This window comes from Sinimarinibacterium flocculans (genome assembly GCF_003201205.1).
GTDB lineage: Bacteria > Pseudomonadota > Gammaproteobacteria > Nevskiales > Nevskiaceae > Solimonas > Solimonas flocculans.
Window position 1 is genome coordinate 184,989 of the sequence record NZ_QICN01000005.1, and the last position, 21,785, is coordinate 206,773.

Annotated in this window: 22 protein-coding genes, 1 other RNA gene and 1 CRISPR repeat array (1 of these 24 only partly in view); of the genes, 16 read left to right on the plus strand and 7 right to left on the minus strand. The window is 68.2% G+C overall.

The features are described 5' to 3' along the window. Position 1: 1 nt before the first annotated feature. The 8 genes from sohB to C8D93_RS11220 all read left to right on the plus strand — a co-directional run bounded on the left by sohB (position 2) and on the right by C8D93_RS11220 (position 5,189). On the plus strand, positions 2-1,033 hold the full coding sequence (sohB, locus tag C8D93_RS11185; RefSeq protein WP_110265281.1) for a protease SohB: 1,032 nt from the start codon (positions 2-4) through the stop codon (positions 1,031-1,033). A gap of 54 nt (positions 1,034-1,087) precedes the next feature. Further along, positions 1,088-1,720, plus strand: coding sequence for a YbhB/YbcL family Raf kinase inhibitor-like protein (locus C8D93_RS11190; protein WP_110265282.1), 633 nt, complete (start codon positions 1,088-1,090; stop codon positions 1,718-1,720). Between the two features lie 89 nt (positions 1,721-1,809). Next, the gene (locus C8D93_RS11195; protein ID WP_110265283.1) at positions 1,810-3,219 is read left to right on the plus strand and encodes a DegQ family serine endoprotease; all 1,410 of its coding nucleotides are present in this window, start codon (positions 1,810-1,812) and stop codon (positions 3,217-3,219) included. 165 nt (positions 3,220-3,384) lie between these two features. Continuing rightward, the gene (locus C8D93_RS11200) at positions 3,385-3,585 is read left to right on the plus strand and encodes a hypothetical protein (RefSeq protein WP_110265284.1); all 201 of its coding nucleotides are present in this window, start codon (positions 3,385-3,387) and stop codon (positions 3,583-3,585) included. Continuing rightward, complete coding sequence (locus tag C8D93_RS11205; protein WP_245903887.1) at positions 3,582-3,914, plus strand: cell division protein ZapA; 333 nt, start codon at positions 3,582-3,584, stop codon at positions 3,912-3,914. The genes C8D93_RS11200 and C8D93_RS11205 overlap by 4 nt, the downstream gene beginning before the upstream one ends. 67 nt (positions 3,915-3,981) lie before the next feature. After that, a non-coding RNA gene (gene ssrS, locus C8D93_RS11210) (6S RNA) lies at positions 3,982-4,166 on the plus strand. 52 nt (positions 4,167-4,218) lie between these two features. Beyond that, positions 4,219-4,737 carry a 5-formyltetrahydrofolate cyclo-ligase gene (locus C8D93_RS11215; protein WP_245903893.1) on the plus strand — a complete coding sequence of 173 codons (519 nt, stop codon included), beginning with the start codon at positions 4,219-4,221 and terminating at the stop codon, positions 4,735-4,737. Continuing rightward, positions 4,722-5,189 (plus strand): EVE domain-containing protein, encoded by a 468-nt coding sequence (locus C8D93_RS11220; RefSeq protein ID WP_110265286.1) that lies wholly within the window; start codon positions 4,722-4,724, stop codon positions 5,187-5,189. Before C8D93_RS11215 ends, C8D93_RS11220 begins: the two co-directional genes overlap by 16 nt. Before the next feature lie 25 nt (positions 5,190-5,214). On the opposite strand, the gene ilvA is transcribed toward C8D93_RS11220, so the two are convergent. Beyond that, a complete protein-coding gene (gene ilvA / locus C8D93_RS11225) occupies positions 5,215-6,732 on the minus strand; it encodes a threonine ammonia-lyase, biosynthetic (protein WP_245903894.1) in 1,518 nt (505 codons plus the stop codon). A gap of 144 nt (positions 6,733-6,876) precedes the next feature. Between ilvA and proC the strand changes: the two genes are divergently transcribed. The 5 genes from proC to C8D93_RS11250 are packed head-to-tail and all read left to right on the plus strand — an operon-like array spanning position 6,877 to position 10,465. Further along, positions 6,877-7,692 carry a pyrroline-5-carboxylate reductase gene (gene proC / locus C8D93_RS11230; RefSeq protein ID WP_110265350.1) on the plus strand — a complete coding sequence of 272 codons (816 nt, stop codon included), beginning with the start codon at positions 6,877-6,879 and terminating at the stop codon, positions 7,690-7,692. Continuing rightward, positions 7,692-8,249 (plus strand): YggT family protein, encoded by a 558-nt coding sequence (locus C8D93_RS11235; RefSeq protein WP_110265288.1) that lies wholly within the window; start codon positions 7,692-7,694, stop codon positions 8,247-8,249. The genes proC and C8D93_RS11235 overlap by 1 nt, the downstream gene beginning before the upstream one ends. A 10-nt stretch (positions 8,250-8,259) precedes the next feature. Continuing rightward, the gene (gene metX, locus C8D93_RS11240; protein ID WP_110265289.1) at positions 8,260-9,408 is read left to right on the plus strand and encodes a homoserine O-succinyltransferase MetX; all 1,149 of its coding nucleotides are present in this window, start codon (positions 8,260-8,262) and stop codon (positions 9,406-9,408) included. A gap of 26 nt (positions 9,409-9,434) precedes the next feature. Beyond that, positions 9,435-10,037: a methionine biosynthesis protein MetW gene (metW, locus tag C8D93_RS11245; RefSeq protein ID WP_211307311.1), complete on the plus strand. Its 603-nt coding sequence runs from the start codon at positions 9,435-9,437 to the stop codon at positions 10,035-10,037. Continuing rightward, complete coding sequence (locus C8D93_RS11250; protein ID WP_110265291.1) at positions 10,034-10,465, plus strand: DUF4426 domain-containing protein; 432 nt, start codon at positions 10,034-10,036, stop codon at positions 10,463-10,465. The genes metW and C8D93_RS11250 overlap by 4 nt, the downstream gene beginning before the upstream one ends. 21 nt (positions 10,466-10,486) lie before the next feature. Here the strand turns inward: C8D93_RS11250 and yihG are convergent, their stop codons facing one another. Genes yihG through C8D93_RS11270 form a run of 4 tightly spaced genes read right to left on the minus strand, consistent with a single transcriptional unit; the run spans position 10,487 to position 14,029 of the window. After that, positions 10,487-11,398, minus strand: coding sequence for a 1-acylglycerol-3-phosphate O-acyltransferase, YihG family (yihG, locus tag C8D93_RS11255; RefSeq protein ID WP_110265292.1), 912 nt, complete (start codon positions 11,396-11,398; stop codon positions 10,487-10,489). Between the two features lie 38 nt (positions 11,399-11,436). Then, positions 11,437-11,904: a YybH family protein gene (locus C8D93_RS11260; protein ID WP_110265293.1), complete on the minus strand. Its 468-nt coding sequence runs from the start codon at positions 11,902-11,904 to the stop codon at positions 11,437-11,439. Beyond that, entirely contained in the window at positions 11,901-12,425 is a 525-nt protein-coding gene (locus C8D93_RS11265; RefSeq protein WP_110265294.1) for a protease complex subunit PrcB family protein, read from the minus strand. Before C8D93_RS11265 ends, C8D93_RS11260 begins: the two co-directional genes overlap by 4 nt. Next, positions 12,422-14,029, minus strand: a complete 1,608-nt coding sequence (locus tag C8D93_RS11270; RefSeq protein ID WP_110265295.1) for a GMC family oxidoreductase — start codon at positions 14,027-14,029, stop codon at positions 12,422-12,424. Before C8D93_RS11270 ends, C8D93_RS11265 begins: the two co-directional genes overlap by 4 nt. 59 nt (positions 14,030-14,088) lie before the next feature. Between C8D93_RS11270 and tfpB the strand changes: the two genes are divergently transcribed. The 3 genes from tfpB to C8D93_RS11285 all read left to right on the plus strand — a co-directional run bounded on the left by tfpB (position 14,089) and on the right by C8D93_RS11285 (position 17,382). After that, on the plus strand, positions 14,089-15,876 hold the full coding sequence (gene tfpB, locus C8D93_RS11275) for a type IV pilus assembly ATPase TfpB (protein ID WP_110265296.1): 1,788 nt from the start codon (positions 14,089-14,091) through the stop codon (positions 15,874-15,876). 83 nt (positions 15,877-15,959) lie between these two features. Continuing rightward, entirely contained in the window at positions 15,960-16,394 is a 435-nt protein-coding gene (locus tag C8D93_RS11280; protein WP_110265297.1) for an Hsp20/alpha crystallin family protein, read from the plus strand. A gap of 82 nt (positions 16,395-16,476) precedes the next feature. Continuing rightward, positions 16,477-17,382: a DnaJ C-terminal domain-containing protein gene (locus C8D93_RS11285; RefSeq protein ID WP_110265298.1), complete on the plus strand. Its 906-nt coding sequence runs from the start codon at positions 16,477-16,479 to the stop codon at positions 17,380-17,382. A gap of 9 nt (positions 17,383-17,391) precedes the next feature. Here C8D93_RS11285 and C8D93_RS11290 read toward each other — a convergent pair whose 3' ends face one another. Next, a complete protein-coding gene (locus C8D93_RS11290; protein WP_110265299.1) occupies positions 17,392-18,402 on the minus strand; it encodes a class 1 fructose-bisphosphatase in 1,011 nt (336 codons plus the stop codon). 236 nt (positions 18,403-18,638) lie between these two features. Beyond that, positions 18,639-18,794 carry a hypothetical protein gene (locus tag C8D93_RS20705; RefSeq protein ID WP_170123999.1) on the minus strand — a complete coding sequence of 52 codons (156 nt, stop codon included), beginning with the start codon at positions 18,792-18,794 and terminating at the stop codon, positions 18,639-18,641. Positions 18,795-18,973: 179 nt separating this feature from the next. After that, a CRISPR array of direct repeats spans positions 18,974-21,785; the repeat unit is 32 nt; unit sequence GTTTCGATCCACGCGCCCGCGAGGGGCGCGAC (it continues 2,568 nt past the right edge of the window).

The following is a 21,785-nucleotide window of genomic DNA, read 5'->3' on the forward strand; positions in this document are numbered from 1 at the left end:
CATGCTTGAAACCTTCCTGCAAAACTACCTGATCTTCCTCGCCAAATCGGTGACCGTGGTGCTGGCCGCCGCGGCGATCATTACTATCGCGATCAACGCTGTACGGTCGCTGAACTCGCTGAGGCACGGCGAAAGGCTGGATATTCGCAGTCTCAACCAGCGTTTTCGGGACCTGGCGGACGCCGTGCGCGAGGCGGTGCTGCCCGACGCCGAACTCAAGGCCCTCCAGAAGCAGCGCAAGGCCGAGGACAAGGCCCGCCACAAGGGCCGGGAGTCGCCGCGCCCCCGCGTCTTCGTGCTCAACTTCGACGGCGACCTGCACGCACACGCAGTGGAGGCCCTGCGCGAGGAGATCAGTGCCGTACTGCAGCTGGCGCAGTCCGGCGACGAGGTCTTGCTGCGGCTCGAAAGCGAGGGCGGCTTGGTCCACGCCTACGGGCTGGCCGCCTCGCAGCTCGCGCGCTTCAAGTCCCGCTCGGTGCCGTTGACGGTGGCGATCGACAAGGTGGCGGCCAGCGGCGGCTATCTGATGGCCTGCGTCGCCGACCGCATCATCGCCGCGCCTTTCGCCGTCGTGGGGTCGATCGGCGTCATCGCCCAGCTGCCGAACTTCAACCGGCTGCTGCGGCGCATGGACGTGGACTACGAGCTGCACACCGCCGGCGAGTTCAAGCGCACCCTCACGCTGTTCGGGGAGAACACGGAGGGCGCCCGGGCGAAGTTCCGCGAGGAGCTCGAGGACACGCACCGCCTGTTCAAGGACTTCGTCACCGAACATCGCCCGCAGCTCGACCTCGCCCGGGTCGCGACGGGCGAGCACTGGTTCGGGCTCCGGGCCGTGGATCTGAAGCTGGTCGACGCCCTGCAGACCAGTGACGACTACCTGCTGGGAAAGGTCGACACGACCGAGCTGATCGAACTGCGCTTCCAGCGTCGCCCGCGCCTGGCCGAGCGTCTGGCGCAGGGCATGGCGACGCTGGGCCGCGGCCTGCGGCGGAGCCTGCTCGACGGCAGCGGCGCACGCTGGCGCTGAGCGGAACTGCCGGTACTATTGCGGCCCAGTCGAATCGACGAGGAGATCAGCCGGATGAAAGTCGTGAGCCGCAGCTTTCGCGCCAATGGTCGCATCCCCGGGCGTTGCGCGTTTGCCGTCAAATCCCCGAAGACGCATGTCCGCCTGGCCGACAACCGCAATCCGCACCTGGCCTGGAGCGGCGCCCCGCCCGGCACGCGCAGCTTCGTCGTGACCTGCATCGACGGCGACGCACCGACACGGCCGGATGACGTCAATCAGGAAGGCCGCCAGGTCCCCGTGGACCTGCCACGCGCGGAGTTCGTCCACTGGCTGATGGTGGACATCCCGGTCGAGGTGACCGAGATCGCCGAGGGCAGCTGCTCGGCGTCGGTGACGGCGCGCGGCAAGACGGCGCCCGGCGGGCCCGACGGCGCACGCCAGGGGCTGAACGACTACACCGGCTGGTTCGCCGGCGACCCCGAGATGGAGGGCCGCTACCTCGGCTACGACGGCCCGTGCCCGCCCTGGAATGATGCACGCGTGCACCACTATCGATTCGAGGTTTACGCCACCGATCTTGAGCGCTGCGACCTGGGAGAGGCGTTCACGCTCGCGGACCTGCGTCAGGCCCTGCAGGGCCACATTCTGGCGCAGGGCGGGATCACCGGCCGCTACAGCCTGAACCCGCAGATCCGGCTGCGCTGACGCCAGGGCCCGCCCGGCCCGCGTGAAACTCGGATGCTGCAGCGCGGTCATAGGCGCGCAATCCAGTCTTTTCCCGATAAAGGAACCCGATGTCCAAAGATCTCGCCGTGAAAGTCGTCGCCCCCCTGGCGGTTTCCGCCTCGATCGTCGCTGCCGCGCTGGTGATGACCGGCGCCCCACCGCCGGCGCGCGCCGACATTCCGCTGGCCGCGCCGGCCACGCAGCAGGGTCTGCCGACGCTTTCGCCGATGCTCAAGCAGGTGATGCCCGGCGTGGTGAACATCTCCGTCACCGGCGCCGTCGAGGTACAGAACCCGTTCGGCCCCTTCATGGACGACCCGATGTTCCGCCGCTTCTTCGGCGTGCCTGACGTGCCGCGCGAGCGCGAATTCCAGTCCGTGGGCTCCGGTGTCGTGGTGGATGCGGGCAATGGCTACATCCTGACCAACAACCACGTGGTCGAGCGTGCGACCGAGATCAAGGTCTATCTCAACGACGACCGCGAGTTCGACGCGGAACTGGTCGGCGGCGATCCGGAGACCGACGTGGCGGTGCTCAAGGTCAAGGCGGACAACCTGACGGCGGTGCCGATGGGCGACTCCGACGCGATCGAGGTGGGCGACTTCGTTGTCGCCATCGGGTCACCGTTCAACCTGCGACACACGGTGACCAGCGGCATCGTCAGCGCGCTCGGCCGCACCGGCGTCTCCAATGGCTATGGCGACTTCATCCAGACCGACGCCTCGATCAACCCGGGCAATTCCGGCGGCGCGCTCGTCAACCTGCGCGGTGAGCTGGTCGGCGTTCCGTCGATGATCTTCTCGCGCTCGGGCGGCAACATCGGCATCGGCTTCGCGATCCCGGTCAACCTCGCCAAGAGCGTCATGGCGCAGCTCGTCGAGCACGGTGAAGTGGAGCGTGGCCGCATCGGCATCATGGGCCAGCCCCTGACACCCGATCTCGCCGAAGCCTTCGGCCTGAAGGATACGCGCGGCGCCGTCGTCACCCGCGTCCTGCCGGATTCGCCGGCAGAGAAGGCCGGACTCAAGACCGAGGACATCATCGTCGAGGCCAACGGCAAGACCATCAACGACTTCCTCCAGCTGCGCAACATCGTCGGGCTGCTGCGCGTCGGCGACAAGGTTGCCCTCACCGTGATCCGCGACGGCAAGCGCAAGAAGATCACCGTCACCGTGGGCAAGGACGACGAAGCCGCCTCATCCGGCGAGGAGCTGCACCCACGCCTGGCCGGCGCCACGTTCGCACCGGTCGACGAAAGTGCGCGCGGCGCTGCGGCTGACCGCGGCATCGTCGTGCAGTCGGTGCAGTCCGGTTCGCCGGCGGCACGCGCCGGCCTGCGCCAGGGCGACGTGATCCTCTCGGTCAACCGCAAGCCGGTGGCGACGATGGAAGCGTTCCGCGACGTCGCCAAGAGCAAGGGCCAACTGCTGCTGCACATCCGTCGTGGGCAGGGCGCGATGTTCCTGCTGCTGCAGTAAGGCCGCTTCCGGTTTGACGTTTCCCGCAGGCGCCCGGGGGCACCACCCCCGGGCGCTTCGCGTTGCAGCGCGCGCCGACGGCATCCCTTCGAATCCGGTGCCTACCGTTGCCGGCACCTTTTTTTTGCTGGAAACTGGACGCTGGACACTGGAAACTGCCGTTCAATGATCGATGCCGAAGTCCAGCAACTCGAAGAGCGCGTGCAGCGCCTGATCGCCGCGTTCCGGCAGGCGCGCCTCGAGCAGAAGCGCGCGCTGCAGGAGCGTGATCGCCTGCTGGCACTCAATGCCGAGCTGCGGCGGCGTATCGAAGGCATCGTCGATCGCGTGCGTTCGCTCGAGTCCGAATCGGAGCACGAAGCGTGAGTACCAGGGATCCGGGGCAGAAGCCCGCTGACGAACCGCTGTCGATCACCGTGCGCATCATGGGCAAGGAGTACAGCGTCATCTGCCCGGCTGAGGAGCACGAGGCGCTGGTGAAGAGCGCCGACTTCCTCAACGAGCGCATGACCAGCATCCGCCGCCGCGGCAAGGCCCTCGGCACCGAGAAGATTGCCGTCATGGCGGCACTGAACATCGCGCGCGAACTGCTCGAACTCAAGGGCGTTGAAGGGGTTGCGAGCGCGAGCCCGGAGTCGGTCCACCGCCTGCGCCAACTGGCGCTGGACATCGATTCCACCTTGTCGATCGAGTGATCGTCGGCAGCGCGCACGCGACCGCCGGCGCCGACCGGACCGGAGCGTCGATGCTATGCTTGTCGCGTGTCTCCTGCGGTGTTCGACAGCCGGTCTGGAACCCCTTGAGCCTATTTGCACCCTTAGGGAGCCGTAACCGCGCCGGGCGTGCAGGCCCACCTTCGCAGTGGGAAGCCCGATGGTGCGGCGAGGTGCCCACTTGAGACTTCGTCTCAAGGTCGATGACCGGATGACGGCACAGGCGGGAGACACCACCCAACTCAAGCGCGCGCTGCGCCGCCAACTGCGGTCGCAGCGCGCTCGCATTCCCACACCGGCAAGGCTCAGGGCCGCGCAACGCGCAACGGCCGTGCTGGTACGAACGCGGATCTGGCGCCAGGCGCGGCACGTCGGAATCTATCTGGCATCCGGAAGCGAGCTGCCGACGACGCCGCTGATCGATGCCGCGCTGCGCGCCGGCAAGCTGCTGTACGTGCCGCGCATCGGCGCGGCAGGCACGATGCGCTACGTCGCCTGGACGCCCGGTGCGGGCATGCGCCGCAATCGCCACGGCATTGCCGAACCGCGGCTGACGCGGGCCCGCCCCTGGCGCGGGCTCGACCTGATGATCGTGCCGCTGGTGGGATTCGACCGCAGCGGCTATCGTCTCGGCGCCGGCGGCGGATACTACGACCGCCTGCTCGCCCGTCGCTGCATCGCGCACCCGCCATGCCTGGGCTGGGCGCTGGCACAACAGCTCATTCCCGCCGTGCCGCGCGATCCCTGGGATCGGCCCGTGGACGGCACCGTCACCGAACGAGGTCTGGTATGGCGTACTGGCTGATGAAATCCGAGCCCGACTGCTTCTCGATCGACGATCTGGCCAGGCGGCCGAAGAAGACGTCCGGCTGGGATGGCGTGCGCAACTACCAGGTGCGCAACATGTTCCGCGACCAGATGAAGGCCGGCGACAAGGCCTTCTTCTACCACTCCAGCTGTGCCGAACCGGGCGTCGTCGGGATCATGCGCATCGTCTCCGGTGCCTACCCGGACCCGACGCAGTTCGACCCCGCAGCTGATCACTACGATCCGAAATCCACGCGCGAGAACCCGCGCTGGCTGCAGGTCGACGTGCAGTTCGAGAAGAAGCTGACGAAGCCGGTGACGCTGGCCACGTTGCGGGCACACGCCGCCAAGCTCAAGGGCATGCTCCTGCTCGCACCCGGCTCGCGGCTGTCGGTGACACCGGTGCGCCCGGAGCACTGGGACTACGTGCTCAACCTCGCCGGCGAGTAGTCCGGCAGCTCCGGTCGAGGCGTCGTCAGTCGGTGCCGAGGAACAGGCGGTACGCCGGGTTGTCGCTCTCCTCGACATAGGCGTAGCCCAGCGCATCGAGCGATCGCCGGCACTCCGCCCACTGCCTCTTCGGCACCTGCAGACCGCACAGGACGCGGCCGTAGGCAGCGCCATGGTTGCGGTAGTGGAACAGCGAGATGTTCCAGCGCGAGCCGATGGCGTTGAGGAAGTCGAGCGCAGCGCCGGGGCGCTCGGGAAACTCGAAGCGAAACAGGCGCTCGTCGGCGAGCCCTGGGCAACGTCCGCCGACCATGAAGCGGACGTGCAGCTTCGCCATCTCGTTGCCACTCATGTCGACCACGTCGTAGCCCGCATCCCGCAGGCCGGCGAGCACCGCCGCACGCTGCTCGGCCCCGTCGGTGATGCGGATGCCGACGAAGATATGCGCCGCCTCGGCCGAGCTGTAGCGGTAGTTGAACTCGGTGATCAGGCGCTTGCCGATCTGCTTGAGGAAGCGCTTGTAGGCTCCCGGCTGCTCGGGGATGGTCACGGCCAGCAGCATCTCCGCCTCGTCGCCGAGTTCGGCACGCTCGGCGATATGCCGCAGGCGATCGAAATTGAGGTTGGCGCCGGAGACGATCGCGGCCAGCGTCCGGCCGCTGACCCGCTTCTCGTGGACCCAGCGCTTGAGCCCTGCCAGGGCAAGTGCCCCGGCCGGCTCCGGCAACGAGCGGTTCTCGTAGAACAGGTCCCGCGTGGCGGCGCAGATCTCGTCGACGCTGACGGTGACGCAGCCATCGACGAGATGCCGGGCGACGCGGAAGTTCTCCTCGCCGACCTGCCGGACGGCGACGCCGTCGGCAAACAGCCCGACCTGCGGCAGCACGACCCGGCGGCCGGCGCGCATCGCCGCATCGAAGCAGTTCGAGTCGTCGGGCTCGACCGCGATGACCTTGGTCTTCGGTCGCGCGGACTTGATCCATGCCGCAACACCGGCCAGCAGGCCACCGCCGCCCACCGGCACGAACACCGCATCGAGGTCGCCGCACTGCTCGAGCAGTTCGCGCCCGACGGTGCCCTGCCCGGCAATGACATCGGGATCGTCATAGGGATGGACCAGGGTCATGCCCTTGTCCGCCGCGAGCGCCAGCGCATGCTCGCGGGCATCGTCGTAGGCGTCGCCGTGCAGGATCGCCTTGCCGCCGAGCGCCCGCACCGAGTCGACCTTCACCCCGGGGGTGGTGCGCGGCATGACGATCCACGCGGTGAGCCCCAGCTGCCGCGCCGCCAGCGCGACGCCTTGTGCATGGTTGCCGGCCGACGCCGTGATCACGCCACGCGCACGTTCGGCTGCGGACAGCTGCGCGATGCGGTTGTAGGCGCCGCGCAGCTTGAAGGAATGCACCGACTGCTGGTCCTCGCGCTTGAGCAGCACGCGATTGTCGAGCCGCTGCGACAGCTTGCGTGCCTCTTCGAGCGCACTGACCACGGCAACGTCGTAGACCTTCGCCGCTTCGATACGGGCACGGTAGCCTTCGAGCAGTCGAGCGGTGTCGTGGCCGGCTGCGGGCCGGGTGGGTGGCGTCAAGACGGGAACTCCTCGCGGATGGCGGTCGCGCGGATGAGCCGCGCTACGCGATGCCCTATCATACCGCGCACTCTCGCCCTCCCCTCCACGGTCACGAGCATGTCCTCGCGCATTGCCTTCATTGGCGGCGGCAACATGGCAGCCAGCCTGATCGGCGGCCTGCTGGCGGCCGGCCATGCGGCGCAGGACATCCGTGTCGCCGAGATCGGTGCCGAGCGGCGCGAGTGGCTGCAGCGCCGTTTCGGGATCGCGGTCTTCGAGCGGCCGGGCGATGCCATCGCACGGGCGCAGGCCGTCGTCCTCGCCGTGAAGCCGCAACAGATGCGCGAGGCGCTCGCCGGACTGCGACCGGCGGCGGGAACGCTCGTCGTGTCGATCGCTGCCGGGCTGCGGCTGGCGAGCCTGGAGCGCTGGCTCGGCCCCGGGTTGCACTACGTACGCAGCATGCCGAACACCCCGGCGCTGCTGGGCGCCGGTATCAGCGGCCTGTACGCCGCCCCGGGGACGCCGGCCGAGGTGCTCGGTCTGGCGGAATCGATCCTCGCGGCCGCCGGCGAGTGCGTCTGGCTCGGCGACGAATCGCAGATGGACGCGGTGACGGCGCTGTCGGGCTCCGGCCCGGCCTACTACTTCGCACTCACCGAAGCCCTGCGCGATGCCGGCACGGCGCTGGGCCTAGCCCCGGAAACCGCTGCCCGGCTGGCCCGTCAGACCTTCATCGGCGCCGCGCGGATGGCGGACGGCGAAGACGACGTCGCCGAACTGCGCGCGCGCGTCACCTCCAGGGGCGGCACCACCGAAGCCGCGTTGCAGCGACTGCAGTCCGGCGGACTGGATGCGCTGCTCAAGGACGCCCTGGGCGCGGCTGCGCAGCGCGGGGCCGAACTCGGCTCCACCCTCGACCCGGAGCTCTGATGGGCGCGAACACCTCCAATGCCATGCTGTTCCTGCTCACGACGCTGTTCGACCTCGTGCTGTGGGCATGGCTGCTGCGCATCATCCTGCAGGCGACGCGCGCCGAGTTCTACAACCCGATCTCGCAGGCGATCTGGCAGATCACGCGCTATCCGACCGACTGGCTGCGACCGGTCATCCCCAATGTGCGCAATATCAACATCGGCGCGGTCATCGTCGCCTTCGCCATCGCCCTGATCTACGTCCACCTGATCGACGGCATGCTGCGGCTGCGCTACAGCGAGGTCACGCTGGTGATCTCCGCCGTGCTGAAACTGCTCGTCCTGAGCCTGAACCTCTATACCTTCACGATCTTCATCCAGGCCATCATGTCCTGGCTGGGCCCCGGCGTGAACAACCCGGCCAGCAACATCCTGTGGAGCGTCAACGAGCCTCTGCTGCGGCCGGCACGCCGCATCATCCCGCCCCTCTCCGGGCTGGACCTGTCGCCGCTCGCGGTGATCCTGCTGCTGCAGGTCCTCAACCGCCTGCTGCCGCTGCCGGGCGCATTCCGATAATCAGCGGCCGATGAGCACCGGCTTCCCCGCCGACTCCGTGGGGCTGGTACAGCCCCGACGCATCCCGATCGCCCAGCCGCTGACGCTGGACTGCGGGCGCGTCCTGCCGCAGCACGAGCTGATGGTCGAAACCTACGGCACGCTCAACGCCGCCCACAGCAATGCGGTGCTGATCTGCCATGCGCTGTCCGGTGATCATCACGCGGCCGGCTTTCACGATGCGCAGGATCGCAAGCCGGGCTGGTGGGACAGTTGCATCGGGCCGGGCAAGCCGATCGACACGAACCGCTTCTTCGTCGTCTCGCTGAACAATCTCGGCGGCTGCCAGGGCTCCACCGGCCCGAGCACCGTCAATCCGGAGACGGGCCGGCCCTACGGGCCGGACTTTCCGCTGCTGACGGTCCGCGACTGGGTGCGCTCGCAGGCCCTGCTGGCCGATGCGCTGGGCATCGGGCGCTGGGCCGCGGTGGTGGGCGGCAGTCTCGGCGGCATGCAGGTCATGCAGTGGACCATCGACCAGCCCGAGCGCGTTGCCCACGCCTTGGTGATCGCGGCGGCGCCCAAGCTGTCGGCACAGAACATCGCGTTCAACGAAATCGCCCGCCAGGCGATCCTGTCCGATCCGGACTTCCATGGCGGCCGCTTCTACGATCACGGCGTCGTGCCGACCCACGGACTCAAGCTCGCCCGCATGCTCGGCCACATCACCTACCTGTCCGACGAGGCGATGCGTGCGAAGTTCGGCCGCCTGCAGCGGGTCAACCAGTTCAGCTTCAACTTCGATGTCGAGTTCGAGGTGGAAAGCTACCTGCGCTACCAGGGACAGTCCTTCGTCGAGCGCTTCGACGCCAACACCTACCTGCTGATGACCAAGGCGCTGGACTACTTCGACCCGGCCCGCGAACACGGCGACGATCTCGCCGCCGCGTTCCGCAGGGCGCAGGCGCGCTTCCTGGTGATCGCATTCTCCAGCGACTGGCGCTTCTCGCCGCAACGTTCGCGCGAGATCGTCCGGGCCCTGGTCCGCGCCGGTCGCGATGTCTCCTACGCGCTGATCGAGTCGACGCTCGGCCACGACGACTTCCTGATGCCGATCCCGCAGTACCAGCGGGTCCTGCGCGACTATCTCGACCGCGTAGCCCGCGAGGCCGGCACATGACGCGCTCCGCCGGGGCACCGCCGGACCTGCGCCCGGACCTCGCGCTGCTGTGCGACTGGATCCGCCCGGGCAGCCGCATCCTCGACCTGGGCTGCGGCGATGGCGCGCTGCTGAGCTATCTGGCCGAACACCGGCAGGTCAGCGGCTATGGCCTGGAAGTGGACGAGGACAAGGTCGCGCGCTGCATCAAGGCCGGCGCCAACGTGATCCAGGCCGACCTCGACGACGGCCTGCGCGACTTCGACAGCGGCTCGTTCGACTACGTGGTGATGAATCTCGCGCTGCAGGCCCTGCAACGCCCGGACGACGCCGTGACCGAGATCCTGCGCGTCGGCCGCGTCGGTATCGTCACCTTCCCCAACTTCGGCCACTGGCGCGTGCGTGCGGCGCTGGCCGCCGGACGGATGCCGGTGACGCCGTCCCTGCCCGACCGCTGGTACGACTCGCCGAACATCCACCTGTGTACGGTCGACGATTTCGAGGACCTGTGCCGGCAGCGCGGATGGCGCATCATCGCCCGACGCCTGCTCGACCGCTCGCATCACGAAGGCGCGCGCATCCGCCTGGCGCCGAACCTGTTCTGCGAGATCGCGCTGTACATGCTGCAGTCGCCGGAGCCGTCCGCATGAGGCGCTTCGCCGCCTCCGTCATGCTGCTGCTGTCCAGCCTCGGCGCCGCGGCCGAGCAGTACGTCGACGACGGGCCGTTCCGCGTCCACTACGCCGCCGTCAACACGACTGCACTCACGCCAGAGGTCGCCCGCCAGTTCGGCGTCGCCCGCACGCGCAACGAGATCCTGCTGGTCCTCAACGCGCAGCAGCGGATCGACGGCCGCTACGTACCGGTGCCGGCCACGGCCAGCGGCACGGCGACGACCCTGCTCGGGCATGTCCAGACACTCGAGCTGCGCGCGGTCCGGGAAGCCGAGGTGCACTACGTCGTCGCCTCGTTCCAGACGCTGGACGGCGAATTCATGACGATCGACGCACAGGTGCTGCCCCAGGGCGCGAACGCGCCGCTGCAGGTGCGCTTCAGGCAGCAGTTCTACCGGGACTGAGCGGGGCGCTTCGGGCGAAAACTACCGTGCCGACGCCCGCGACTCGGCGAGCAGTTCGCCGATACGGCGGTCCTTGGCGGCCCACAGCTCGCCGATCCAGGACTGGAAGCGCGTACGGAATTCCGGATCGTTCTCGTAATCGCCGACGTAGAGTTCGTGCGGGATCGTCAGCTGCCGCACCTCGACCACGACATGCCGCACGCGGCCGGCGAGAAAATCCCAGAAGCCCATCGCCCCCTGGGGATAGACGATCGTCACGTCGAGCAACGAGTTGAGTTTCTCGCCGAGCGCGGACAGCGTGAACGCGAAGCCCCCCGACTTGGGCTTGAGCAGATGCATGTAAGGCGACCCCGTACGCGCATGCTTGGCCGCGGTGAAGCGCGTTCCTTCGAGAAAGTTCAGGATCATCGCCGGCTGGTTGCGGTACTTCTCGCAGGCGGCCCGGGTGGTTTCCAGGTCCTTGCCGCGCAGGCCGGGATTCTTCTCCAGCGCTTCCTTGCTGTAGCGCTTCATGAACGGGTAGTCGAGACCCCACCAGGCCAGACCGAGCACCGGCACCCAGATCAGCTCCTGCTTGATGAAGAACTTGAAGAACGGCGCCTTGCGGCCGAAGGTCTTGATCAGCACCAGGATGTCGTTCCAGGTCTGGTGGTTGGCACAGACCAGGTACTGACCCTGCGGACTCGTCTCTGCATCGATCCGCAGGTCCCAGCGCATCGGCAGCAGCGTGTCGACGAACCAGACGTTGACCATGGCCCAGTGCTGCGCCAGCGCCGCGGTGATGCGCGAAACGCCGTCGCGCACCGGTCCGCGCGGCGTCAGGAGCTTGACGAAGATCATCACGTAGACCGGCACGGCCCAGAACAGCGTGTTGACGATCAGCAGCAACGCCATGATGACGCCGCGAACCGGCGCCGGCAGAAACCCCAGCATGTACGTCCCCCTCGTAGTCGGCCGCGGTGTCGTCCCGGTCAGGGCGCCGCCGACGGCTCGTGCCCGGACCAGTGGATGTGCAGGATCTTCCAGCTTTCGCCGCTGCGCCGCAGCACCATCGTTTCGGTGTTGGTCAGGTTGACCGGCTCTCCCTGGAACTCGCCGGTATTGCGCGTCTGCGTGATCACCAGTCCGAGGTCGCCGGACACCACCGCTTCACGATGCACCACCTCGCGCTGCACCGTCGCCGCATACAGCATGTCGGCACCCAGATGTCCGGCGGCGTATTGCTCGCGGCTGGCCTCGACGTAGCCGGTCTCGAAGATCACAGCATTGGGCATCAGCAGCTTGAGCACGCCGTCCCGGTAGCCTTCGGCCAGCGCACGGTGGAAATCCGCGACCACGGCCTTGATCGCGGCCTCGTCCTCGCCCTGCGCCTGTACGGCCGTCGAAACGAGCAGGAGCGCGGCGAGCACCCCCGACAAAACCCGGCTCATCGCGCTCATGCGTCACCCCGGCTGCTGGCGCGTCGCTGGCCGTCCTGGTCGAAGACCTCGACGCCGACGTAGTTCCCTTCGGTCAGGTGCACGAGCACGCAGGGACTGGTGATCATCTGCGTGCGCATCGAGCCGGGCTTCGGCGAGAAGAAGGTCGCGACCAGCTGCAGGCTGTCGCCCACGACGCGTGCCTCGCGGCTCACCGCCAGACCGTACCCGCCCGTGTGCCGCTGACCCATCTCGACGAGGGCATAGCGACCACGTTCGAGCGCCTTGAACTCGGCCAGCCGGATGCCGGTCCGCTCCTGCCAGTCGATCACCGCCGCCGCGGAATCGAAGATGCGCACGCGCGGGTTCTCGTCTTCCGCCGAACAGAGCTGCGCCCTGCCCGCCTCGGTCACGCGGATAGCGTCACCGCCACCCATCCAGCCGCGCATCGCGCAGGCCGCCAGCAGCAGCGTTGCGGAGAGGGACAGCATCCTGCCCGTCTGGTTCACGATCCGCCGTATCTGCATCTTCTTCTGCTTCATCGATTCGTCCTGGCCGTTTCGAGAATCATGTCCGCGCCCTTCTCGGCAATCATCGTCGTCGGCACGTTGGTGTTGCCGCCGATCAGCGTCGGCATGATCGACGCGTCGACCACCCGCAGGCCCGTCAGACCATGCACTCGCAGCTGCGCATCGACCACCGCCATCGCGTCGCTGCCCATCTTGCAGGTGCCGACCGGGTGGTACAGCGTCTCGGCGTGCTCGCGAATCCACTGCCCCAGCGCTTCATCGGTCTGCACCTGCGCCCCGGGCTCCATCTCCAGCGCATTATGCGGGGAGAACGCCGCCTGCGCGAAGATTTCCCGTGCCTTGCGTACGGCGACGACGAGCTTGTCCAGGTCGCGCGGATCGTCGAGATAACGGGGATCGATCTCGGGCGCCGCCATCGGGTCGGCGCTCGCCAGCCGGATCTCGCCACGCGATCGCGGACGCAGATCGCAGGCGAGAATCGAGTAGCCGTAGTAACGGAACAGGGGACCGAGCTTCAGGCCGTGATAGCTGTTGACCATCGGCACGAAGTGGAACTGCAGGTCCGGCACCGGCTCCGCGTCATCGGACCTGAGGAATCCGCCGCATTCGGCGACGTTGCTGGTCAATTCGCCGCGGCGGCCGAACAGGTACTGCGCGAACGCCTTGAGCGAGCGCAGCAGTGACAGGGGGTGGAACGACATGCCGAGTCGCGTGCGGCTGCGCATGCCGATGAGCACGTCGAGATGGTCCTGCAGGTTCCTGCCGACCCCCGGCAGCTCGTGGACGACGCCAATGGTGTGACGCTGCAACTCCGCCTCGGGGCCCACGCCGGACAGCAGCAGCAGTTGCGGCGAGCCGACGGCGCCGGCACTGAGCACGACCTCTCGCCGCGCGTGGACCTCCCGGTACGCACCGCCGTCGTAGTAGCGCACGCCGACGGCACGCCGGCCCTCGAACAGGATCTTGGTCGCCCGCACGCCGGTGAGCACGTCGAGGTTGCCGCGGCCGCTCGCCGGATGCAGGTAGGCGCGGGCGTTGCTCCAGCGCTCGCCGCCCTTCTGCGCCACGTGGTAGTAGCCCATGCCATCCTGCCGCGAACCGTTGAAATCCGGATTCTCGGCATGCCCCGCCTGCCGCGCCGCTTCGAGATAGACGGCGGACATCGGATTGGGCTGGCGCAGGGTGGCAACGTTGAGCGGCCCGCCGGCGCCATGCAGGGCGTCGGCGCCCGGCTCGAAATGCTCGAGTCGCCGGAAGTACGGCAGCACGTCCTGCCAGCCCCAGCCGGCGTTGCCGAGCGCTGCCCAGTGGTCGTAGTCCGCGGCGTGCCCGCGAATCACGCACATGGCGTTGATCGCCGAGCTGCCGCCGAGCGTGCGGCCACGGGGCCAGTACATGCGCCGCCCGCCCATCCCGGCCTGCTCGACGGTCCAGAATTTCCAGTTGTAGGCGTCGGAGCGCAGCATCGCCAGCACACCGGCCGGCATGCGGATCAGCGGGTGCGCGTCCGGCGGCCCGGCCTCGAGCAGGCAGACGCGATGACGTCCGTCCGCACTGAGCCGGTTGGCCAGCACGCAACCGGCCGAACCGCCGCCGACAATCACGAAATCGTACATACCGCCCCTCACCCATCAGCGGGTGCATACGCTGTGGCGGCGAATGCTAACGTAGACCCATGAATGATTCCGTCGCCGCTCCCGCACCGCTGCATCGTCTCGATGGCGACAGCCTGCTGGATGCGCTGACCGCGGACGGTCTGCTGGGCACCGAGCAGGCCCGCGAGCTGCGCGGCGAATGTCGTGCCCTGCCGGGGCGCGAGCTGCTGCCGGCACTGGCAGCGCGTGCGCTCGAAGACGCGCGCCATCCGGGCCGCACGCTGACGCTCGAAGCGCTGACCGTCTGGCTCGCCGAGCGCAGCGGACTGCCGTATCTGCGCATCGACCCGCTGTCGCTGGACGTTCCGCGCATCACCGCGGTCATGCCCTATCCCTATGCCGCCCGCGCACGCATCCTGCCGGTGAAGCTCAGCGCCACCGAGCTGGTCGTCGCGGTGGCCGATCCCTTCGATCGCGACTGGGAGGCGGACATCGGCCGGCTGGTGCGCCAGCAGGTCCGTCGCGTGGTCGCCAACAGCAAGGACATCGAGCGCTATCTGGTCGAGTTCTATGCGCTCGCGCGCTCCGTGCGATCGGCCGAGAGCGAGCGCAGCCGCGCGCCGGGCGGGCGTTTGCAGAACCTCGAACAGCTCACCGAACTCGGGCGTCGCGACAAGCTCAGCGCCGACGACCAGCACGTCGTCGCCGTCGTCGACTGGCTGCTGCAGTACGCCTTCGAGCAACGCGCGTCCGACATCCACCTCGAGCCACGGCGCGACAGCGCACAGGTGCGCTTTCGCATCGACGGCGTGCTGCACGAGGTCTACCAGATGCCGGCCAGCGTCTACGTCGCCGTGGCGAGCCGCATCAAGATTCTCGCGCGCATGGACGTGGCCGAGAAACGCCGGCCGCTGGACGGCCGCATCAAGGCACGCTCGCCCGGCGGCAAGGAAGTCGAGCTGCGCGTATCGAGCCTGCCGACCGCCTTCGGCGAGAAGATGGTGCTGCGCATCTTCGACCCGGAAGTCCTGATCAAGGATTTCGCCGCGCTCGGCTTCTCGCCGCAGGACGCGGCGCGCTGGCGCGAAATGATCGCGCAGCCCAACGGCATCATCCTCGTCACCGGCCCCACCGGCTCGGGAAAAACGACGACGCTGTACTCCACGCTACGGCAGCTGGCGACGCCGCAGGTCAACGTCTGCACGATCGAGGATCCGATCGAACTGATCGAACCGGCGTTCAACCAGCTGCAGGTGCAGGCGGCGATCGACCTGGACTTCGCCACCGGCATCCGCGCGCTGATGCGACAGGATCCGGACATCATCATGGTCGGCGAGATCCGCGATCTGGAAACCGCCGAAGTGGCGGTGCAGGCGGCGCTCACCGGCCACCTGGTGCTGTCGACGCTGCATACCAACGATGCCCCGTCGGCCATCACGCGCCTGCTCGACCTGGGCGTACCGTCCTACCTGTTGCGGGCTACGGTGCTGGGCATCGTCGCGCAACGCCTCGTGCGTACGCTGTGTCCTCACTGCAAGGCCCCCCAGGCGCCGGATCCCCAGGCCTGGGCGGAGCTCTGCGCCGGCTGGAAGCTGCCGCCGCCCCCGCAGGCGCAGCGCGCAGTCGGTTGCCTGGAGTGCCGTGAAACCGGCTTCCTGGGGCGCAGCGGCATCTACGAGGTGCTGCCGCTCGGCGCAGCACTCAAGCCGTTGATCCAGGACCACGCCGACCCGGCCGCGCTGCGCGCCGCGGCAATCCGCGACGGCATGCTGCCCCTGCGCATCGCCGGCGCCCGCAAGATCGCCGCGGGCCTGACGACGCCGGCCGAAGTGCTCAAGGTGGCGCCGCCACCGTTGCGCCCCGCTTGACAAACCCCTTGAAAGCCGCGCGCCCACCTCCAGATAGCGGTCACGAGGTTGTTGGTCACCGCTAGACACCAAGGAGGTCCACCATGAGCATCACCCGTTACGAACCCTGGGGGCTCCACCGCGAGCTGCTCAACGAGTTCAACCGCTACTTCGACCGCGCAGCCGATGCGTCCAGCTCGGCCACCGCCGACTGGGCTCCGCCGGTCGACATCGAGGAGTACGCCGACAAGTTCGTGATCTACGCCGATGTGCCGGGCATCGAGCCGGACAGCATCGAGGTCACGCTGGAAAAGGGCGTGCTGACGCTCTCGGGTTCGCGCGAGCTCGCCGTCGAGTCCGGCGGCAACATCGAGCGCAAGCGCACCGAACGCGCGTCCGGCCGCTTCCTGCGCCGCTTCGTGCTTCCCGACACGGTCGACTCCGACAGCGTGTCGGCCAGCGGCAGGAACGGCGTGCTGCAGATCGCGATCCCGAAGCGCCCGCAGGCGCAGCCCCGCAAGATCACGGTCACGCACTGAGGTTGAGGTAAAAAAACGGGGCGCGAAAGCGCCCCGTCTCGTTTACAGTGCCCGCCGGCCCCCGGCTCGACGTTCGCTTCGCATGCAGTACAAGGACTACTACAAAATCCTGGGTGTTCCGCGCTCGGCCAGCGCCGAGGAGATCAAGCGCGCCTATCGCAAGCTCGCGCGCGAGTTTCATCCGGACAAGAATGCCGCCAAGGGTGCGGAAGACCGCTTCAAGGAGATCAACGAGGCATACGAAGTCCTCGGCGAGGCGGAGAAGCGCCGTGCCTACGACGCCCTCGGGGCCAACTGGAAGGCGGGTCAGCAGTTCGCGCCCCCGCCCGGCTGGGGCGGCGGCGGGTTCGGCCGGCGCCGCGCCGGCCGCGGAGCCGAGGATCTCGGCGGCTTCTCCGACTTCTTCTCGCAGCTGTTCGGCAACATGGGCGGCATGGGTGCCGGTCGTGCCGATCCCTTCGGCGGCTTCGGCGGCATGGGCGCCGACACCGCGGCCGCCGACACCCGCGCGCGGCTCAGCATCACCCTCGAGGATTCGTTTCAGGGCGCACAGAAGCAGATCACCGTCGGCGGGCGCACGCTCAAGGTCCGGATTCCCCAGGGCATCACCGCCGGCAAGACCATCCGGCTGGCCGACCAGGGCAGTCAGGGCGGCGACCTGCTGCTCGAAGTCGAGTTCGCCGCCCATCCGCTGTTCGAGCTCGAGGGCTCCGACGTCTACCACACGCTCAGGATCGCGCCGTGGGAAGCCGCGCTGGGCGGTCGGGTGGCGGTGCCGACGCTCGGCGGCGCGGTGGAGCTCAACCTGCCGCCGAACAGCCAGAGCGGCCGCAAGATGCGACTCAAGGGACGCGGTCTCCCCGGGCCGGTTGCGGGCGACCAGTACGTGACCCTGCAGATCGTCACACCGCCCGCCGACACCGACGACGAACGCGAGTTCTACGCCGAGATGGCGCGCCGCTTCAGCTTCGACCCGCGCCGCGCCTGACCCCTTCGCTCAGCGGTCGCCGGCTTCGCGGTGGTAGCGCGTGGCCACCTCGACCTCGTTCTTCGAGCCGAGAAACACGGCAACGCGCTCGTGCAGCTGCGCCGGCTGCAGATCGAGGATGCGCTCGTAGCCGTTGGTGGCGGCGCCGCCGGCCTGCTCGACGACGAAGCTCATCGGGTTGGCCTCGTACATCAGACGCAGCTTCCCGGGTTTGTCCGGATCCTTGCGGTCGCGCGGGTAGATGAAGATCCCGCCGCGCGTGAGGATGCGGTGCACGTCGGCAACCATCGACGCCACCCAGCGCATGTTGAAGTCCTTGCCGCGCGGGCCGGTCCTGCCTTCGAGCAGCTCGCCGACATAGCGCTGCATCGGCTCGAACCAGTGGCGCTGGTTCGACATGTTGATCGCGAACTCCTTCGTGTCCTCGGGAATGCGCATGTCGCGCTGGGTCAGCACGAAGCTGCCCTGCTCCCGGTCCAGCGTGAAGGCGTGCGTGCCGGTTCCCACCGTGAGTACCAGCATCGTGCTCGGGCCGTAGACCGTGTACCCGGCCGCAACCTGGGTGCTGCCCGGCTGCAGGAAATGCTCGTCCTGCGGCTCGGTGACACCATCCGGGCAGCGCAGCACCGAGAAGATCGTGCCGACGCTGATGTTGACGTCGATGTTGCTCGATCCGTCGAGCGGATCGAACAGCAGCAGGTAGTTGCCCTTGGGATAGGCGTTGGGAATCGGCTGGCAGTGATCCATTTCCTCGGACGCGCAGGCGGCCAGATGACCGCCCCACTCGTTGGCCTCGAGCAGGATCTCATTGGACAGCACGTCCAGCTTCTTCTGCGCCTCGCCCTGGATGTTGCCGGTACCGGCATCGCCGAGCACGCCCCCGAGCGCGCCCTTGCTGACCGCATGGGCGATCGACTTGCAGGCCCGCGCCACCACTTCGATCAGCAGTCGCAGGTCGGCGTTGATATGCCCCGCGCGCTGCTGCTCGATGAGAAACCGCGCCAACGACACCTGGCCCATGCACCCTCCGCTGGAATGAATCGCCCGCGCATTGTCCAGGTCGGGCGAGGGAAAGCAAGCGATGTTGGCGCGAAGGACCTTGCACGCCTGATGCTCTGTATGGCCCTAGCCCCGTCAGCGCTGCCCGCCGTTCACAAAGAACCCCCACCCCGAGGGAACCGACCGCGCACACATAGCGTGCGGCATATGGGGCCTCGTCCCACAGGAAGTGCTACAAGAAGCTCAATCAAGGCCTTCTAAGTATTAAAGCCTTCTAAGTATTTCGGACCGCTCTCCACAGGCGCGATCAGCGACCCGGCATCGACGACAACGCCCTGGTGGCCGAACTTGGCACGGTCCCGCTCCAGCTCCTCCGGCCCGTAGTTGGCCACGGGCGCGCCGTTGACCGCCATCAACCCCAGGAACCCAACTCGATTCACCCGAGCAGTTCGACGCCCCTGCCTTCGCTGAGACTCCCTCATAGGCCGACGCAACACCAGAGTGTCTAACCCTGTAGCAGCGCCTCGCGAGTCAGGTGCGCCGAGCAAGCAACCCCTAACCGAAGCCCAGGCATCGTAGATACTTCGTCGCTCCATTGATCCACGCGCCCGCGAGGGGCGCGACACGCGGGCTGAATCGCTGATTGCACGCTCGGCGTGGTTTCGATCCACGCGCCCGCGAGGGGCGCGACCTGGATTTGCATGTTTGCGTTCTCGGCTTGCGGTTGTTTCGATCCACGCGCCCGCGAGGGGCGCGACCGGTCCGGTGACCGGCTGCAGCGCCGTGATGCTGCGTTTCGATCCACGCGCCCGCGAGGGGCGCGACACGTACCGCCCGGCCGCTTGATGTAGCCGCAGGGGTTTCGATCCACGCGCCCGCGAGGGGCGCGACGCGGCGAAGTACCTGCGCGCGATGTACAACCGCACGTTTCGATCCACGCGCCCGCGAGGGGCGCGACGGGGGATGTATCTCTGATCGTGTGCGAGGTGCGCGAAGTTTCGATCCACGCGCCCGCGAGGGGCGCGACTAGCACGGTTCCGTTCTCCGCTCCATTCGAGGTGATGTTTCGATCCACGCGCCCGCGAGGGGCGCGACCAGGGCAGCTCGATCTGCAACACGTGGCGGTACAGGTTTCGATCCACGCGCCCGCGAGGGGCGCGACTCCCGGAGTCGGGTGCATGACCGGCCAGGACTGGTTTCGATCCACGCGCCCGCGAGGGGCGCGACACCAGGCCGAGCAGCGCCTGCTCGCACACGTCCCAGTTTCGATCCACGCGCCCGCGAGGGGCGCGACGGACCGCTTCCAGTACTTGGGCAGGTCCTTGTCGTGTTTCGATCCACGCGCCCGCGAGGGGCGCGACGCTTTCTGACGCCGTTCCACGTCACCGACCTGCAGTTTCGATCCACGCGCCCGCGAGGGGCGCGACGTCTGCCGGCCGCTGGAACTGGGGTTGCTCAGCGTGTTTCGATCCACGCGCCCGCGAGGGGCGCGACCGCCAGACGCTGCTGCTGCTGACCGAGGAAGAGCAGTTTCGATCCACGCGCCCGCGAGGGGCGCGACACCCGCGCGGCCTCGTCGCGGTACGCCTCGCGGGGTTTCGATCCACGCGCCCGCGAGGGGCGCGACATATGCAGCGTCCGCGACTCTTGCGCGCCTGTATCGTTTCGATCCACGCGCCCGCGAGGGGCGCGACTCCAGCGGCCCGACGATCAACATGGGCCGCGACCCGTTTCGATCCACGCGCCCGCGAGGGGCGCGACGTGGCTGTCCATCACCTGGGCGGCCGACAAGATCGAGTTTCGATCCACGCGCCCGCGAGGGGCGCGACTCATCGCCGCGCCCCGCGTCGACGTGGCGCCCGTGTTTCGATCCACGCGCCCGCGAGGGGCGCGACGCTGTAGTTGGGGCTGGCGAAGAGGTATTGCCAGCGGTTTCGATCCACGCGCCCGCGAGGGGCGCGACATGCGGCGCGCAATTAGCACGCTAGCTGGACAAGGTGTTTCGATCCACGCGCCCGCGAGGGGCGCGACTGGAAAAGTTCAGCAATGGGGATTCCTTGGATTACAGTTTCGATCCACGCGCCCGCGAGGGGCGCGACCTTTGCGCCGGTGTCGTAGCGCGCGAAGGGGCCGGAGTTTCGATCCACGCGCCCGCGAGGGGCGCGACCGCATCGCGACGTTCGCCGACTCTGACGGTGCGGCGTTTCGATCCACGCGCCCGCGAGGGGCGCGACTTCTTCCCAGTAGCACTCGAGCAGATGCAGGTCGGGTTTCGATCCACGCGCCCGCGAGGGGCGCGACGCGGTGGCTATAAGGTGTTCTCATGAATCCGATTGTTTCGATCCACGCGCCCGCGAGGGGCGCGACGCTCGGCATCTGGAGCGGGACGGTGTGCGCGTCGTGTTTCGATCCACGCGCCCGCGAGGGGCGCGACGGAAGAGCACATGGGAAACGCTGAACTACCGCAGTAGTTTCGATCCACGCGCCCGCGAGGGGCGCGACGTCGAACCACGACAAGGCGCTGACGCGGTGGTTGCGGGTTTCGATCCACGCGCCCGCGAGGGGCGCGACGTCCGCCGCTTGACCATACCTCAATCTGCGAAAGGGTTTCGATCCACGCGCCCGCGAGGGGCGCGACGCGCGGCGCTAGCCGTGCCGATGTCGACGGCGACGTTTCGATCCACGCGCCCGCGAGGGGCGCGACAGTTGCAGTTGTTCGATTCCTGCGGACTCGTGAGTAGTTTCGATCCACGCGCCCGCGAGGGGCGCGACCGCAGGCGGCCGGCCGCTCGACGGTGGGTGAGCAGTTTCGATCCACGCGCCCGCGAGGGGCGCGACTCAAAGGTGACGAGACGGGCTTGGAGTTCGTGGACGTTTCGATCCACGCGCCCGCGAGGGGCGCGACGCACGGAAGGCGGGCTGTTCGGCATCGGTGGGCAGTTTCGATCCACGCGCCCGCGAGGGGCGCGACGCGCTGGCAGGGTCAGGTTCCGACCATCGAGGTGGTTTCGATCCACGCGCCCGCGAGGGGCGCGACGAGCGCGCCGACCTCATCGCCCTGCTCATGGAGCAGTTTCGATCCACGCGCCCGCGAGGGGCGCGACAGGTGCCGCCGGATCAGCTGATGCGCCGCATCCGTTTCGATCCACGCGCCCGCGAGGGGCGCGACGACCGACCACGGCATCGAAGACCGATGACCGGGCGGTTTCGATCCACGCGCCCGCGAGGGGCGCGACGCGATGTCAGTTGCCATGCTCGGGCCTCAGAAATGGTTTCGATCCACGCGCCCGCGAGGGGCGCGACAAGGCGGCCGACGAGGCGCAGCGTGCCGAAGAGGTTTCGATCCACGCGCCCGCGAGGGGCGCGACTGGCCTCAATCGCGCGCTGGATTGCGTTCTCACTGT